The sequence below is a fragment of the uncultured Aliiroseovarius sp. genome, assembly GCF_947492455.1.
Classification (GTDB): domain Bacteria; phylum Pseudomonadota; class Alphaproteobacteria; order Rhodobacterales; family Rhodobacteraceae; genus Aliiroseovarius.
Map to the genome: position 1 here is coordinate 1 of NZ_CANLNB010000007.1, position 14,998 is coordinate 14,998.

Sequence of the window (14,998 nt, forward strand, 5' to 3'; positions counted from 1 at the left end):
ACACCGGTCCCGTCCGCTTTCACACGAACCTTCACGTTATAGTCGATCACGCGCTTCACAGGCACTAGCACCTTCATCAGCGGTATCTCCCAGTTATGCCCACGGGGGGCGGTAATGCTCTCGCGACACGTTTACCGAAATGCTGCATGTGAAAACAGCGCAAAATCGTCACGTCCGGGTCCACGGACGTCGCGTTCTTTCGTTTTGCGGGGGATTCTTTGCAAGAATGTTGCCGAGAGCACTAAGAGCGGGTGCTCGACGCCCATTGCGATCCGAGACCGGTCGGAATCGGTTTCTACTCTCTTTAATTGGGCCAGCCTAAGGGGCGCTGGGGGCTAGCGATTCGCCCCCGGAACCCACAGCACGTCCGCTTTGCCGCCGTCATTCGTCACGCGTGCGGCGACGAAGCACCAGTCGGACAGGCGATTCAGGTATTTGATGGCCACAGGGTTCACATCCTCAAACGTGGCCAGTTCAGTTGCCAGACGTTCGGCGCGGCGCGATACGGTGCGGGTCAGGTGCAGGTGGGCGGCAAGGGCCGAGCCGCCGGGCAGGATGAAGCTGCGCAGCGGTTCCAGCGCCTTGTTCATCGCGTCGATCTCGGCTTCCAGTCGATCCACCTGTTCTTGTGCCATACGCAGCGGCGGGTATTCGGCTTCGGCGTCTTTGGCCATGTCGGGGCGGCAGAGGTCCGCGCCCAGATCAAACAGGTCGTTCTGGATGCGGGCAAGTGCTGCGTCCATGTCACCGTCGGCGTGCAGGCGGGCCATCCCGATTGTGGCATTGGTTTCATCCACGGTGCCATAGGCGTCGACGCGCGCGTCATGCTTGGGGCGGCGCGAGCCATCACCCAACGCCGTTTCGCCTTTGTCGCCGGTTCGCGTGTAAATCTTGTTCAGAACAACCATCAGTTTCCTCCGCGCAGCCAGACAAACAGCAGGATCAGCGCGATGGCCACGGCCTGCGCCCCGATCCGCCAGCGCATCAGGCGATTCGAGTGTTTATGGGCAACTTTGCCACCGACCCCAAACGACCCAATGCCCAGCATCAGGATGATCAGAACGGCAGCGCAGGACAGCACTACGAGGATGAACAGGGGATCGTCGGCCATGATGTCTCTTTCTTACGTGTCCGCCATCAGATAGTCGCATTCCCCCCGATTTGCGAGGGGCATTTGGGCGCAGTCAGCCGTTGGGCGTCAGTCGGTCGCCCACGCGTGTCGACAGAAGTCGTCTGCCGATGCCTGCAATATAGGTGGCCGTGGTGACATAGTAGCGCGGCTTCGGCTTGGGGTGCTCCAGCGCGTGGATCAGCTTTTTTGTCACGGCAGACGGGGGCAGTTCGAACCTGTCCAAATCACCGCTGTCGTCATACAGGCGCTCGCGTAGTTTCGCATAAAGGTTCCGGCGTGGGCTGTTTTCCCAGTCGATCCAGCGCTCGAAATGCGGTTGGGCGTTTTGGCGGATCTTGGTGGTTACCGGGCCGGGCTCGATCAGGATGATGTCGATTGGCATGCCGCGCATTTCAAGCCGTAAGGTGTCCATCAATCCTTCAAGCGCGAATTTGGACGAGACATAGGCCCCGCGCCACGGCATTGCGGCAAAGCCCAGCACGGATGAGTTGTGGATCACGCGGCCATGCCCCTGCTTGCGCATGACGGGCAGGATCAGGCGAGTCAGGTGGTGATACCCGAAGAAGTTGGTCTCGAAGATGGTGCGCAGGGCGTCGGTGGGCAGATCCTCGACCGCGCCGGGGATGGCATAGGCGCCGTTGTTGAACAGCGCGTCCAGCGTGCCGCCAGTGCGCGACAGCACCTCGGTCACGGCAGCATCCATGCTGGCCTCGTCGGCGTGGTCCAGGCGCAGGCTTTCAAGCCCCTCATTGCGCAGCCGTTCGCAATCTTCTTCCTTGCGGCAGGTGGCAAAAACGCGCCAGCCGCGCTTGGCAAGTGTATAGGCTGCGTCGTGGCCGATGCCGGAAGAACATCCGGTGATCAGGATGGATTTCTGGGTCATATGTGTCTCCTGCCTCGCCCGGGAAGGGGTACGGGGTTGCTGCGGCGGGGGTCAACAAAAAAAGAGGCGCCACAAAGGGCGCCCAGTGGAACTCTTAAGGGAAGGGCCGCTTATTAAAGTTGCGGCTTCAGGAATTTCGAGGCGATGAACCCGCGCGTGCCGGTCTCGACCACTTTGATCTGGCTCCAGCCGTTTTCGGTCTGACCGGTTTCCAGCACTTCGGTGCCGCGGGTCAGGCGCGTCACCACGCCGAATTGGGTCGAAGGACCGCCACGCATATTCACGGTGCTGCCGCTGACGAACAGGGTGGGGAAGTCCGCGTCGTCTGTGGCCGCTTCGGGCGCAGTGGGTGTCGGGGCCGGGGCGCTGGCCGCCATCAGGCGCGCAGCTTCTTCGGCCTGCGCTGCGGGGCTGTTCGGGTCGCCGGCAACGGCGGCGGCTTTGATCACAAGGCTGGTCGGTGCAGGTGCTTCGACTGGTGCTGTGGCCACAATAGGCACAACAGCGCTGACGGGCGTTTCTGCCAGTTTCGCGGACACCGCAACGATGCTGTCTTGTTTCACGTCAGGCTCGCGGCCGATCCGATCGGTTGGCAGACCGTCGTCCCGTCCATAATGCATCATGGCGACGCCCATCACGCCGACCGTCAATAATGACATACGTACAATACCCATAGTATCCCCCTTAAATCATCACCAGTTAATATCTCGTGCTCATAAAATATCGCGGGGAATGTAATATGATTTTCCCCCAAGAAACCCGCATGGCAGCTTTACGCGAGTCCTCCTCAAGGATACACCAAATGCATGAATGACGTAACTGACAATTCCGAGATCAAGGGCAGCGAGCTGGCCGAACCGCTACGCCGCGCCATTGGTGATCGCTATCTGACTTATGCGCTGTCGACCATTATGCACCGCGCTTTGCCGGATGCTCGTGACGGCCTGAAACCTGTGCATCGCCGCATCCTGTATGCGATGAGCCGCCTGAAGCTGGCCTCGAATGGCAAGTTCCTGAAATCGGCTAAGATTTCCGGCGATACGATGGGGGATTTTCACCCGCACGGGGATGCCGCGATCTATGATGCGATGGCACGTTTGGCGCAGGATTTCGCAGTGCGCTATCCGCTGGTCGACGGGCAGGGGAACTTTGGCAATATCGACGGCGATAACCCTGCCGCCAGCCGCTATACGGAAGCGCGCATGACCTTCGTTGCCGAGGCAATGTTGCAAGGTCTGGACGAGAACGCGGTCGACTATCGCGATAACTATGATGGTCGCCTGACCGAGCCGGTTGTTTTACCGGCAGAGTTTCCGAATCTGTTGGCCAACGGTTCATCAGGCATCGCGGTGGGGATGGCGACCAACATTCCGCCGCATAATATCTCGGAACTGATCGATGCCTGTCTGCATCTGATCAAGACGCCGGACGCGCGCGACGACACGCTTCTGAACTATGTGCCCGGCCCGGACTTCCCGACCGGCGGCGTGATAGTCGAGCCAAAGGAAAACATCGCCACTGCCTATCGCACGGGCCGTGGTTCCTTCCGTCTGCGCTGTAAACACGAGATCGAGGATCTTGGCCGCGGGCAATGGCAGATCGTTGTGACCGAGATCCCGTATCAGGTTCAGAAGTCGAAGCTGATCGAGAAGATCGCCGAGTTGATCCAGACCAAGAAAGTTCCGATTCTGGGCGACATCCGTGACGAAAGTGCTGATGACATCCGTATCGTGCTTGAGCCAAAGTCCAAGAACGTCGATCCCGAGCTTCTGATGGGGCTGATGTATCGCAACTCGGACCTCGAGACGCGATTCAGCCTGAACATGAACGTGCTGATCGACGGGGTGACGCCGAAGGTCTGTTCGATGAAGGAAGTGCTGCGCGCGTTCCTTGATCACCGCCGCGATGTGTTGCAACGCCGATCGCGTCACCGGATGGACAAGATCGACCACCGTCTTGAAGTGCTTGAGGGCTTCATCGTTGCCTTCCTGAACCTTGACCGGGTGATCGACATTATCCGTTATGACGATGATCCCAAAGCCGCGTTGATGCGCGAAGATTGGGGGATCGAGCACGTCCGCGCCATGTCGGAAGACGACTATGTCAGCCCTGCCCCCGGCGAAGGCGAGCTGTCCGAGGTTCAGGCAGATGCGATCCTGAACATGCGTCTGCGCAGCTTGCGCCGCCTTGAAGAAATCGAGCTGGTCCGCGAGCGTGACACGCTGATGGAAGAACGTGCCGCGCTTGAGGATCTTCTGGACAATGAAGACCTGCAATGGGGCAAGATTTCTGAGCAGCTGAAAGAATCGAAGAAGCTGTTTGGCAAGGTCTTCGAGGGCGGCGCCCGTCGCACTCAGTTCGCCGAAGCCGGCGAAGTCGAAGAGGTGCCGCTTGAAGCCATGATCGAGCGCGAGCCGATTACCGTGGTCTGCTCGCAGATGGGCTGGATCCGCGCCATGTCAGGTCATATCGACCTGACTCGCGAGCTGAAATTCCGCGACGGCGACGGCCCGCGTTTCATCTTCCACGCGGAAACCACCGACCGTCTTCTGGCATTCGATTCCAACGGCAAGTTCTTCACCATTTCTTGCGCCAACCTGCCCGGCGGGCGCGGTATGGGCGAACCTCTGCGTCTGATGGTCGATCTGCCGAACGAGGCCGAGATCGTGGACCTGTTCATCCACACCCCAGATCGCAAGCTGCTGGTCGCCTCGAACGAGGGGAACGGGTTCATCGTCAACGAAAACGACGTGCTGGCCCAGACCAAAAACGGCAAGCAGGTTCTGAATGTGGGTGACGCGACCGCCAAGATCTGTGCGCCGATTGCTGGTGATCACGTGGCTATCATCTCGGAGAACCGGCGCCTGCTTGTCTTCCCGGTGGCCGAGATCAACGAGATGACGCGCGGCAAAGGCGTCCGGTTGCAGAAGTACAACTCGGCCCGTGGAAAGCAGGGGATATTGGAGCTGGACGGCGGTCTGTCGGATGTGAAGACTTTCAATCTGGAAGAGGGCCTGTCCTGGCCCGCCACCGGCGACCGCACCCGCACCGAAAGCGATATGTCGCCTTGGCTGGGTAAGCGTGCTGGTGTCGGCAAAGCGCCGCCCCACGGCTTCCCGCGTAACAACAAGTTCGAGTGATCCGGTGTGCCGCCCAGTACTCTGAAGATCTCATATGCAGGTGAAAAGGGGCCGGTATTCTGGCTGGCCCTGCGCACCGGCATCCTGACGGTTTTGACGCTTGGGTTTTATCGTTTCTGGGCCAAGACCCGCCTGCGCCGCTATTACTGGAGCGCCATTCGCCCGGGCGGGGCACCACTGGAATATGTTGGAGATCCGCTGGAGAAGCTTCTGGGCTTTCTGGTCGCCGTGGTCTTCATGGCCTTCTACATCGGGGTTGTGAACCTGATCCTGATGTATTTCAGCTTTGCGCTGCTTAATGCCAACTTCGCGGCCTATGGGCTCAGCTTTCTAGGCCTCACCCCGATCATCTTCTTCGCGCAGTATCGTGCCCGCCGCTATATTCTGGCCCGCACCCGCTGGCGCGGCATCCGCTTCGGGCTGGAGCCCGGCGCATGGGGCTATAGCTGGCGGTCGATGGTCCACTGGATCGCGACCCTTTGCACCGCGGGCCTGACATGGCCGCTGACAACGCTGTGGCTGGAAAAATACCGCGTCTCGCGCACCTTCTATGGGGATCGGCGGTTCGTGCAGGGCGGGTCTAAGGGTCTGCTGTTTGGGGCCATGCGTCATGTCTATTATGCGCTTGGACTAAGTGCCGCTGCGACGGTGATGCTTGCCCTTTATGAAAACCCGGCTTGGGTGCTTGTTTATCTGCTGTCTGGGCCGTGGCTGATTTATGGCTGGGCCTATTGGAGGGCCGAAAGCTTCAAGCGCATGACCGAGGCGAAACAGCTGGGCGACATGCAGTTCACCGCCAAGCCGCGCCCATGGCGGATCATCGGCATCTACGCGCTGGGCGGTTTGATGATGAACATCGTCCTGTCGGGGGTGTTCTTGGTCGCCTTCATGGCCCTAGGTCTTGCCGTCGGCACGACTGATCTGGAAAACATCAATCTTGACGACATGGACATGGCGGCAACCGCCTTGGTTCCAGTCGGGGTGCTGATCTATTTCCTGTTCATCATCCTGACCCGCGCTATGACGCATGCATGGATCACGCTGCCTCTTGCCCAACATTTCGCGGAAGTGACTGAGGTCGTAAACACGCAGAACATCGCACAGATCGTCCAGCGTGACCGTGACGAGTTCGCCGAGGCCGAGGGCTTTGCCGAGGCGCTGGATGTAGGGGCCGCGATATGACGGGGCAGGACGTGAACTGGGTCTTCGCCGATCTGGCGCGGGGCGAACGGGCTCATCTGACCCGTGTGCAGATCGCCTGCTATCCCGAGGCGTTGATCATCGGCATGCCCGATGGCGCGCAGATCACATGGGGCTGGAACACCCTGCGTCGTGTGCGCGATCAGGCGGACCGGCGCCTCATGGTGCTGTCGCATCAGGGGGACCCGCTGACGCGGCTCTATCTGGCGGATCAAGAGATGCAGAAGGTTGTAACCCGGAACGCCAAATCGCTGGGGAAACGCGATCACGCGACGCCTCTGTCCAAGGTGCTGCTGTGGGCTGGTGGGGCTGTCGCCTCGGTCGCAGTGATCATCTTCCTTCTGGTGCCGCTTATGGCGACACAGCTTGCGGAAATCCTGCCGCCCGAGGGCGAGAAAGCGCTGGGTGACACTACGTTCGAGCAAATCCGCGTGGCACTGGACGAGACCGGGTTGGGTGGCGTTCGCATCTGCGAGGATCCAGCGGGCACCGACGCGATGCAGGCCATGTATACGCGACTGAACCCCGACGCGGATCTGCCCTATGAGGTCAAGATCCACATTCTGGACCACCCGATGGTCAATGCCTTCGCACTGCCGGGTGGGCGGTTGGTCTTTTTCCGCGGGCTACTGGAAGAGGCAGAAAATCCAGACGAGGTCGCCGCGGTCTTGGCGCACGAGATCGGCCATGTGGTCTATCGCGATCCCACCCGAGACGCGCTGCGATCCGCCGGATCGCTTGGGGTGTTGGGGCTTCTCTTTGGGGATTTTGCGGGTGGCACCGTCGCGCTGTTCATCGCCAACCAGCTGATCAATGCGTCCTACAGTCAGGCGGCCGAGGCGCGGGCGGATGACTATGCCCATGACCTTTTGGCGCAGGCCAATATCTCACCCGAGGCGCTGGGCACTTTCTTTGAGCGTTTGCATGAAGAACACGGGGACGCCGAAGGGATCGTGGCACATTTCGCCTCGCACCCGCAGATGACGGACCGGATCTCGGCGGCGCAGGATGCGGTGGATCCCACCCGCGATTATGACACGATTCTGGATGCGCAATCGTGGCGCGATTTGCAGACTGTGTGCGGTGGCCGGGAAACTTCGTCGTCAGACGGCCCGGCGCCATCGAAAAAGCCGTGGCAAAAGCCTGATTGACAGGTGTTGGGCAGCGAAGGCCAACCCCTTGGCAACCCGACGAAAAAACCGCTGGTGCGATTTGCGGCTGCCGGATTGTTACATTTCCTTGCCTTGGGCCTTACGCAAGCCTTGATTTTCTTTCGCCAAAGCTATAGCTAGCGCGCGATATTGAACCACGGGGTCTGTGACCCCCTCAGACACGAGGCGTAGGGCTTTATGGCTAAGGAAAAGTTTGAACGCGGTAAACCGCACGTTAACATCGGCACGATTGGTCACGTTGACCACGGCAAGACGACGCTGACGGCAGCGATCACCAAGTATTTTGGTGACTTCAAAGCCTATGATCAGATTGACGGCGCGCCGGAAGAGAAAGCCCGCGGCATCACGATCTCGACCGCACACGTTGAGTACGAGACCGAGAACCGTCACTACGCACACGTTGACTGCCCCGGCCACGCCGACTACGTCAAGAACATGATCACCGGTGCGGCCCAGATGGACGGCGGCATTCTGGTTGTGAACGCAGCTGACGGCCCCATGCCGCAGACCCGCGAGCACATCCTGCTGGCGCGTCAGGTTGGTGTACCTGCGCTGGTTGTTTTCATGAACAAAGTTGACCAGGTTGACGACGAAGAGCTGCTCGAGCTGGTTGAGATGGAAGTTCGTGAACTGATGAACGAATACGACTTCCCGGGCGACGACATGCCGATCATCGCTGGTTCGGCTCTGGCCGCTATGGAAGGCAACAACCCGGAAATCGGTGAGAACAAAATCCGCGAGCTGATGGCTGCTGTGGACGAGTACATCCCGACCCCGGATCGTCCGGTTGACGGCGACTTCCTGCTGCCGATCGAAGACGTGTTCTCGATCTCGGGCCGCGGTACCGTTGTAACCGGCCGTGTTGAGCGTGGCGTTGTGAACGTTGGTGACGAGATCGAAATCGTTGGCATCAAAGACACTCAGAAAACCACCTGTACCGGTGTTGAAATGTTCCGCAAGCTGCTGGATCGCGGTGAAGCAGGCGACAACGTTGGTGTTCTGCTGCGCGGTATCGACCGTGAGAAAGTTGAGCGTGGCCAGGTTCTGTGTAAGCCGGGTTCGGTAACCCCGCACACCAAGTTCGAAGCCGAGGTCTACATCCTGACCAAGGAAGAAGGCGGCCGTCACACCCCGTTCTTCGCGAACTACCGTCCGCAGTTCTACTTCCGTACCACCGACGTGACCGGTACTGTTGAACTGCCTGCTGGCACCGAGATGGTCATGCCGGGCGACAACCTGAAGTTCAACGTTGAACTGATCGCTCCGATCGCCATGGAAGAGAAGCTGCGCTTCGCGATCCGTGAAGGCGGCCGCACCGTTGGTTCGGGCGTTGTCTCGAAAATCGTTGAATAAGAACGCCTAGCGTTCTTATGGCGACAGGGTATTCGCGCCTCGGCGCGAATGTCCCGAGAGCCTGAGAGACTGAAGACTAAGAAAGGGGCGCTCGCAGGAGCGCCCTTTTTGTGTTTGGGGGGCATTGAGAGATATTGAAACTTATAGGTGTTCAATTTAAGCGTGTTGGGAATTTTGAACGGACACGAATATGCAGAAGCTCTTTTTGACAATTTACTATGTCGCAACGGTGTTCTCCGGCCTTTTCACCCTCGCCACGTTTCTTTTCGCTGATTGGGCCGACTATCTGATCATCTCTGCGCCGGTATTCGCGGCAAGCCTGTTTGCGCTTCTAAGGACGCTGCAGTCGAAAGATGGGCGCGCAAAACGAACCTCGCCGCGGGCGAAGCGGCAAGTGAAGCCGCGTGTGGTCGTCGACGGCTCGAACGTGATGTATTGGAAGGATAACACCCCCAGCCCAAAGCCGCTTCGCGATGTTGTTGAGCACCTGACACAGCTTGGATATGCACCACGTTTCTTCTTCGATGCGAATGCAGGTTACCTGCTGCTGGGAAAATACATCGGCGAACGAGAGTTCGAGCAGAGGCTGGGGCTGCCGAAGAATTCCGTCATCGTCGTGCCCAAAGGGACGATCGCGGATGAGGCGATTTTACGGGCTGCGCGGAGTTATAGCTGCCAGATCGTCACGAATGATCGCTACCGGGATTGGGCTGAACGGTATCCAGAAGTTAGCAAGCCCGGATATTTGCGGCAGGGAAAGTACAGGTCGGACGAGCTTGTTTTGAAGCTTGATCCAGTTCCTGCATAAGTGGCGGCATGGGCGCGTAAGGGGCAGTCGCAACAGTTGCGCCGAACGCGGCTTCACGTCTTCTGGGGGATGTGTCGCGCGTGTTGCGCATGTGGGTTTTTGACTTGTGTTTCGATCAGCGCGTTCATTGGCTGTTCGACCTCAAAACCCGCGGTAATCAAGCGGTGTTTGGCGCGCTCTAGAAGCTCCAGTCGTTGCTCGTGGGACAGCGGCGCGACCATTCCCAGTTTCAGCGCAGTGTCGTCGATCTGCTTGGTGTTCAGAAAGACCAACGTGTGCCCGGGCACGCAGGCGACCGGAGTGAAATAGTCGGCCAGAAGCTCCATCTGGATTGCGATCCAAGGCAAGCGCCAGAACAGATAGTCCTGCTGTACCACCAGCGCACGACCGGGGATCAGCGACGGAAAGAAGGTGCGCGTCATCGCGTCCATCGTCCGCGTGGATTTTGAGGCATCCATGACGAGGATCTCGATCGGACCATCTTCCCAGATCTGGTCCTCGATCTGGCCCGGATGCAGCGAGATACGCTCGGTCCAAGGGGTCAGAAGGTCGATCGCCAAGTCCAGCGTTTTGGTGCCCTCAAATGGAGCGATCCCACGTGGGTACAGGAAGTGTTCTTTGGCGGCTTCGTTGACGCCGAACCGGTCAAAGGCGTGGATCAGGCCAGAGTGGCCCGCATGTTGGTGCCCTGCCGCCAATCGCGCGGTCGATCCGCCGACGTAGCAGCCCAGATCAACGACGGCGCCTTTGTCCAGCATCCATTCAGACGTGGCCCAGAAATAAAAGCGCTGCTCTGCCGGGGCCAACATGGTCGGCACCTTTGCCGCTTGCGCCAGCAGGGCCGGGTCAAGCGCGTCCCACGGGGCGTCTTTGAAAATTGCTGGATCGGTCATTGCGGAACCTGTTTTTGGACTTACGTGGAAGATAGCACCAAAAATGTCAACGAAAGCTCTTGATAATCCGGGCGCGCTGGCATAATCGCTGTCTCGGTCCTAGGGGTATAGCTCAGTTGGTAGAGCGACGGTCTCCAAAACCGTAGGTCGCGGGTTCGAACCCTGCTGCCCCTGCCACCACCTTCACCAACATAGACGATCCAGCGAAGCCTCGCTTAGCGGTCCTGTGGCTGTTGTCGAGCTGCGTGGTCCGCGCTACATGCCATAGTATGACTTTTCTGCGTTCGACCTGCCTGTCCCTTCCGGTGATTGCGGCCTCGGCTTTGCCATTGGCCAGCCACCCGCATGTGTTCATCGATGCCGGCGCGAATCTGTTGTTCGACGACGCGGGGCAACTGGCCGGGGTACGGGTGTTCTGGGCCTATGACGAGTTCTATTCGCTTCTGCTGGTCGAAGATAACGGTCTGGATGCGGACGGGGATGGCATTCCCGAACAGGCTGCGTTGGACGCCTATGCGGGTCAGGACGTGGACTGGGCGGCGGGTTTTCCCGGTGATCTCTATCTGAAGACTGCGGACGCTGACGTGGCGCTTTCCGGGCCGGTCGAGCATGGCATGCGCTACGAGGATGGGCGCGTGATCAGTTGGCATATCCGCCCGCTGGATACGCGTCTGACGGTCGGCGCTGATCCCCTGTTGGTACAGATCTACGACCCCACCTTTTTTGTGGCCTATGACGTGGTTCTGCCCGTCACCGTTCAGGGCCGGGATGACTGCACGGTCGAGCAGGTGCCAGCTGATCTGAACGCCGCCTACGACAAGGTTGAAAGCCTGCTTTATGGCCCAGACAGTGTTGAGTACTCGGAAGACAGCTATCCCGAAGTGGGCGATTTGTTTGCGGATCAGTTGTTGCTGACATGCTCCGAGTAATCTCGATCCTGTCCCTTGTCATTCTGGTGGTCGGTGTCGCGCTGTGGGCCACCGGCGCGTTGGAGGGTGTGTCGGCATGGGCCGCAGATTGGCAGCGGCAAGTGCAGACCTCGATGGCACGCGGATTGCGCGCACTCAGGGCAGGGGAGCCGGGCGCGTTGCTTGCGCTTTTGACCATCTGCTTTTCCTACGGGTTCTTTCACGCAGTCGGGCCGGGGCACGGTAAGGTGTTGATCGGCGGGTATTCTCTGGCCTCGCGCGCGACCATGTGGCGGATGTCGACGGTGGCTCTGCTGTCCTCGCTTGCGCAGGGACTCAGCGCCATATTGTTGGTGTTTGCGGGCGTACTGGTCTTGAACCTAACGCGTCAGCAAATGGTCGGACTGGCCGAGGAGTGGTTTGCAGATGCGAGCTATGCGGCGATTGCTTTGATTGGCGTCTATCTGCTGGTGCGCGGGGCGCGGAAGCTGTACCGGGTATCTAGAAACGAAGCTCATTCGCATGACCATTCGCATAGCCATGACCGCCATGACGAACACACCCATTGCCACGACTGCGGCCACGCGCATGCGCCGGGTCTGCATGACGTGGAAGCCGCTGGAAACTGGCGCGAGTTAGCCGTTCTGATCGCAGGCGTCGCCATTCGTCCCTGCACCGGTGCGCTGTTCCTTCTGGTGCTGACATGGCAGATGGGACTGGTCTGGCAGGGCATCCTTGGCGTCGTCGCGATGGCGCTGGGAACTGCCAGCGTCACTATCGTGACCGCCATGGCGGCCGTTGGCCTGCGCGGAGGGCTTCTGGCGGGGCTTCTTGAGGGTGGCGGAACAATGGCCGCACGCGCGGTCCCACTGCTGGAAATCGCTGCTGGCGCGCTGGTTGTGATCGTCGCTTTGGGCCTTTTAGGCGTGGTTTGACGGTGAAGGCTTGAAAACCCCGTGCGCATTGCGTAATTGACCGGCTATCATATGAAAGGCCGAAAACAGATGACCAATCCGTTGCAATTCATCCAGCAAGTGCGCGCCGAGGTGTCCAAAGTCACCTGGCCGACCCGCCGTGAGGTTATGTTGACCACCGGCATGGTGTTCGTGCTGGCTGCTCTTACGGCATTGTTCTTTTCGCTTGTGGACCTTGGCATCCGCAGCGGTCTGTCCGCGGTGCTGGGCTACTTCGGCTAACGCTCGGTCTTTGCCCTTGAAATGAGCGTATTTCGGGGGTAGTTCGGGCATCACTTCGGGAAGGGCGTGTGGCGAATCAAGTTGCACGCCGATTTTTTGTTCCCGGAAACGAAATTGAAAATGTCCCTTCGGGGCGCAGGAATGCAGAGGCTGACATGGCGAAACGGTGGTATTCGGTAAGCGTGCTGTCGAACTTCGAGAAGAAGATCGCAGAGGCAATCCGTGCTTCGGTCGAAGAAAAAGGTCTTGAGGACCAAATCGACGAAGTGCTGGTGCCGACCGAAGAGGTCATCGAGGTGCGCCGCGGCAAGAAGGTCACGACCGAGCGTCGCTTCATGCCGGGTTACGTTCTGGTCCACATGGAAATGTCGGACGAGGGCTATCACCTGATCATGTCGATCAACCGCGTCACTGGCTTCCTGGGTCCGCAGGGCCGTCCGATGCCGATGCGCGATGCCGAAGTACAGGGCATTCTGGGCCGCGTCGAAGAAGGTGCGGAAGCGCCGAAACTGATGATCAGCTTCGAGATTGGCGAGAAAGTCGCCGTGACCGACGGCGCGTTCGAAGGCTTCGACGGTCTGGTCGAAGAAGTGGACGAAGAAGGCCAGCGCCTGAAGGTGGCTGTGTCGATCTTTGGTCGGGAAACCCCGGTCGAACTGGATTACACGCAGGTCTCGAAGCAGGGCTGATCTAACTTTTCGGAGAATTAAAAAAACGCGGCGAGGACATTGGTCTTCGTCGCGTTTTTTGTTTCAGCTGGAGGATGAATCAGATGTTTGGCCATGCGTTGACATTACGCTTCTACGCCGTACTTATGACCCTAAGTATAGGTCGCTATAGATAGGAGTATTTTATGCTGCAGGTCCATTCTCTAAGGGCAGCTCTTTCACTTGTTTGTATTTTAGCTTTTGTTGGAATTGCCGATGCTGATTCAGGGACGTTTGCGTCACAGGTGGAGGGGCTGAGTGCCGTGGCTCTTGCTGAATTACCAGATGGAAAAGCTCGGTCAGATGATCCAGCGAGCGAACATTGTACCATGCCGGAGAAAGAATTGCTTACTCCTGCGGGCCAATTAGTTGCTACGCGAAATTGGTTGGTAACTGCAGAGATCGAGCACGCAGGTTACACGTTTGTTAGTTTTGTCGGGCATGCTGAGAGTGGCACGAGTGGTTCCTGTTATTTGAGAGATGGGAATGTTGCGGTCTTTCAGGGAACAAAGATTCTCGGGGTTGTTTATGCGAACAATATGGCAACGCGTGACATAGGTTTGGTCCACGCGCTTGAAGGTGATCGTTTGCGTATATTTGATGGTGGATACCCCAATATGCCACTCGCTGATTTGCAGGTCATTGACGACGATCTGATAATTGTTGGAAACGTCTCGGATCGTGACAGTTTTTGTGGTGGTAGGGTCAGTGTTCCGAATATTCGTGATCTGGAGATACACGATGCACGGCGCGTTCTTTTTTCGGAAGGATGGACCGTAGACCCAACTCTTAGTGAAGGCGATGATAGGGGGAGCGGTCTCTTTCCCCACCCGCTTCCTGAGACGGATTCCTGCATGGGAACCGGTTTGGGGTTTTGTTCCTTTGGCTATGTGAAGCACGGCTCTGAACACCTTAGGGTCGGAACCGTTGGCGAAGGTTATCGCGTAACTGACTTCTCGGCTTGGTGCGAGTGATGTGTTCACTTCACAATGCAAGTAGGAGTTTGGGTAGGTTTGAGGCGAACGTCTTGCCAAAGGCAGTTAACAGGCGTAAACGCCTTCCATCGCCTTCGGGCGAGATTCTTTCGTGGGAGGGGCGGCGATCGCGATCGCCAAACCAGACCACGGCAATGAGAAGGCGAAGGGACGCGTCCCCGAGCTGTTGTTAAAGGAGAAGCCAAATGGCTAAGAAACTCGCTGGCACGATGAAACTGCAGGTTCCTGCAGGTCAAGCCAACCCCAGCCCGCCCGTCGGCCCCGCACTGGGTCAGCGCGGCATCAACATCATGGAATTCTGCAAGGCGTTCAACGCCAAGACGCAGGATCTGGAGCCCGGCGCGCCGTGCCCGACCGTGATCACCTATTACCAGGACAAGTCCTTCTCGATGGACATCAAGACGCCCCCCGCGTCGTACTTCCTGCGTAAGGCTGCCAAGCTGAAGTCGGGTGCAAACAACCCCGGTCGCGAGACCGTTGGCACCGTGACCGCTGCTCAGGTGAAAGAAATCGCTGAAGCAAAAATGAAAGATCTGAACGCAAACGACATCGACGCTGCGATGCAGATCATCCTGGGCTCGGCCCGCTCTATGGGCATTGAGGTGAAGTAA

Annotated in this window: 16 protein-coding genes, 1 tRNA gene and 1 pseudogene; 12 read left to right on the forward strand and 6 right to left on the reverse strand. The window is 58.6% G+C overall.

All coding sequences use genetic code 11. The annotated features are described in order from the left end of the window. The 5 genes and pseudogenes from Q0677_RS14730 to Q0677_RS14750 form a co-directional block, all read right to left on the reverse strand. Positions 1–77, reverse strand: a pseudogene (locus tag Q0677_RS14730) (electron transfer flavoprotein subunit beta/FixA family protein); the annotation flags it as partial. A 258-nt stretch (positions 78–335) separates the two neighbouring features. Then, a complete protein-coding gene (locus tag Q0677_RS14735; protein ID WP_298911318.1) occupies positions 336–908 on the reverse strand; it encodes a cob(I)yrinic acid a,c-diamide adenosyltransferase in 573 nt (190 codons plus the stop codon). Continuing rightward, positions 908–1,111, reverse strand: coding sequence for a twin transmembrane helix small protein (locus Q0677_RS14740; RefSeq protein ID WP_133486108.1), 204 nt, complete (start codon positions 1,109–1,111; stop codon positions 908–910). Before Q0677_RS14740 ends, Q0677_RS14735 begins: the two co-directional genes overlap by 1 nt. A 73-nt stretch (positions 1,112–1,184) precedes the next feature. Further along, positions 1,185–2,015, reverse strand: a complete 831-nt coding sequence (locus Q0677_RS14745) for an SDR family NAD(P)-dependent oxidoreductase (protein WP_298911320.1) — start codon at positions 2,013–2,015, stop codon at positions 1,185–1,187. Between the two features lie 113 nt (positions 2,016–2,128). Then, entirely contained in the window at positions 2,129–2,689 is a 561-nt protein-coding gene (locus tag Q0677_RS14750; RefSeq protein WP_298911322.1) for an SH3 domain-containing protein, read from the reverse strand. Between the two features lie 132 nt (positions 2,690–2,821). Between Q0677_RS14750 and parC the strand changes: the two genes are divergently transcribed. The 5 genes from parC (at position 2,822) to Q0677_RS14775 (ending at position 9,688) form a co-directional block, all read left to right on the forward strand. Then, the gene (gene parC, locus Q0677_RS14755) at positions 2,822–5,155 is read left to right on the forward strand and encodes a DNA topoisomerase IV subunit A (protein WP_298911324.1); all 2,334 of its coding nucleotides are present in this window, start codon (positions 2,822–2,824) and stop codon (positions 5,153–5,155) included. A gap of 6 nt (positions 5,156–5,161) precedes the next feature. Beyond that, positions 5,162–6,337 carry a DUF898 family protein gene (locus Q0677_RS14760; RefSeq protein WP_298911326.1) on the forward strand — a complete coding sequence of 392 codons (1,176 nt, stop codon included), beginning with the start codon at positions 5,162–5,164 and terminating at the stop codon, positions 6,335–6,337. Continuing rightward, positions 6,334–7,506 (forward strand): M48 family metallopeptidase, encoded by a 1,173-nt coding sequence (locus Q0677_RS14765; protein WP_298911328.1) that lies wholly within the window; start codon positions 6,334–6,336, stop codon positions 7,504–7,506. The genes Q0677_RS14760 and Q0677_RS14765 overlap by 4 nt, the downstream gene beginning before the upstream one ends. 198 nt (positions 7,507–7,704) lie before the next feature. Continuing rightward, positions 7,705–8,880, forward strand: coding sequence for an elongation factor Tu (tuf, locus tag Q0677_RS14770; RefSeq protein WP_298911330.1), 1,176 nt, complete (start codon positions 7,705–7,707; stop codon positions 8,878–8,880). 190 nt (positions 8,881–9,070) lie between these two features. Further along, the gene (locus Q0677_RS14775; RefSeq protein WP_298911332.1) at positions 9,071–9,688 is read left to right on the forward strand and encodes a hypothetical protein; all 618 of its coding nucleotides are present in this window, start codon (positions 9,071–9,073) and stop codon (positions 9,686–9,688) included. A 53-nt stretch (positions 9,689–9,741) separates the two neighbouring features. Here Q0677_RS14775 and Q0677_RS14780 read toward each other — a convergent pair whose 3' ends face one another. Next, positions 9,742–10,581 (reverse strand): hypothetical protein, encoded by an 840-nt coding sequence (locus Q0677_RS14780; RefSeq protein WP_298911334.1) that lies wholly within the window; start codon positions 10,579–10,581, stop codon positions 9,742–9,744. Positions 10,582–10,682: 101 nt separating this feature from the next. Between Q0677_RS14780 and Q0677_RS14785 the strand changes: the two genes are divergently transcribed. From Q0677_RS14785 to rplK, 7 genes are all read left to right on the forward strand, one after another. Beyond that, positions 10,683–10,758 (forward strand) — tRNA-Trp (locus tag Q0677_RS14785). A gap of 92 nt (positions 10,759–10,850) precedes the next feature. Further along, positions 10,851–11,510 carry a DUF1007 family protein gene (locus tag Q0677_RS14790; RefSeq protein ID WP_298911336.1) on the forward strand — a complete coding sequence of 220 codons (660 nt, stop codon included), beginning with the start codon at positions 10,851–10,853 and terminating at the stop codon, positions 11,508–11,510. Next, the gene (locus Q0677_RS14795) at positions 11,498–12,424 is read left to right on the forward strand and encodes a hypothetical protein (RefSeq protein ID WP_298911337.1); all 927 of its coding nucleotides are present in this window, start codon (positions 11,498–11,500) and stop codon (positions 12,422–12,424) included. The genes Q0677_RS14790 and Q0677_RS14795 overlap by 13 nt, the downstream gene beginning before the upstream one ends. A 69-nt stretch (positions 12,425–12,493) precedes the next feature. Then, complete coding sequence (secE, locus tag Q0677_RS14800) at positions 12,494–12,685, forward strand: preprotein translocase subunit SecE (protein ID WP_133489713.1); 192 nt, start codon at positions 12,494–12,496, stop codon at positions 12,683–12,685. 155 nt (positions 12,686–12,840) lie between these two features. Further along, on the forward strand, positions 12,841–13,374 hold the full coding sequence (gene nusG / locus Q0677_RS14805) for a transcription termination/antitermination protein NusG (RefSeq protein WP_133489712.1): 534 nt from the start codon (positions 12,841–12,843) through the stop codon (positions 13,372–13,374). A gap of 164 nt (positions 13,375–13,538) precedes the next feature. Continuing rightward, on the forward strand, positions 13,539–14,366 hold the full coding sequence (locus tag Q0677_RS14810) for a hypothetical protein (RefSeq protein WP_298911338.1): 828 nt from the start codon (positions 13,539–13,541) through the stop codon (positions 14,364–14,366). Positions 14,367–14,572: 206 nt separating this feature from the next. Beyond that, positions 14,573–14,998 (forward strand): 50S ribosomal protein L11, encoded by a 426-nt coding sequence (gene rplK, locus Q0677_RS14815; protein WP_133489711.1) that lies wholly within the window; start codon positions 14,573–14,575, stop codon positions 14,996–14,998.

Coding starts and splice junctions, on each gene's coding strand:
- parC (WP_298911324.1), top strand. CDS start 2,822: ATGAATGACGTAACTGACAATTCCGAGATCAAGGGCAGCGAGCTGGCC.
- Q0677_RS14780 (WP_298911334.1), bottom strand. CDS start 10,581: ATGACCGATCCAGCAATTTTCAAAGACGCCCCGTGGGACGCGCTTGAC.
- secE (WP_133489713.1), top strand. CDS start 12,494: ATGACCAATCCGTTGCAATTCATCCAGCAAGTGCGCGCCGAGGTGTCC.
- Q0677_RS14750 (WP_298911322.1), bottom strand. CDS start 2,689: ATGGGTATTGTACGTATGTCATTATTGACGGTCGGCGTGATGGGCGTC.
- Q0677_RS14740 (WP_133486108.1), bottom strand. CDS start 1,111: ATGGCCGACGATCCCCTGTTCATCCTCGTAGTGCTGTCCTGCGCTGCC.
- Q0677_RS14745 (WP_298911320.1), bottom strand. CDS start 2,015: ATGACCCAGAAATCCATCCTGATCACCGGATGTTCTTCCGGCATCGGC.
- Q0677_RS14735 (WP_298911318.1), bottom strand. CDS start 908: ATGGTTGTTCTGAACAAGATTTACACGCGAACCGGCGACAAAGGCGAA.
- rplK (WP_133489711.1), top strand. CDS start 14,573: ATGGCTAAGAAACTCGCTGGCACGATGAAACTGCAGGTTCCTGCAGGT.
- Q0677_RS14810 (WP_298911338.1), top strand. CDS start 13,539: ATGCTGCAGGTCCATTCTCTAAGGGCAGCTCTTTCACTTGTTTGTATT.
- nusG (WP_133489712.1), top strand. CDS start 12,841: ATGGCGAAACGGTGGTATTCGGTAAGCGTGCTGTCGAACTTCGAGAAG.
- Q0677_RS14790 (WP_298911336.1), top strand. CDS start 10,851: ATGACTTTTCTGCGTTCGACCTGCCTGTCCCTTCCGGTGATTGCGGCC.
- Q0677_RS14765 (WP_298911328.1), top strand. CDS start 6,334: ATGACGGGGCAGGACGTGAACTGGGTCTTCGCCGATCTGGCGCGGGGC.
- Q0677_RS14775 (WP_298911332.1), top strand. CDS start 9,071: ATGCAGAAGCTCTTTTTGACAATTTACTATGTCGCAACGGTGTTCTCC.
- Q0677_RS14795 (WP_298911337.1), top strand. CDS start 11,498: ATGCTCCGAGTAATCTCGATCCTGTCCCTTGTCATTCTGGTGGTCGGT.
- tuf (WP_298911330.1), top strand. CDS start 7,705: ATGGCTAAGGAAAAGTTTGAACGCGGTAAACCGCACGTTAACATCGGC.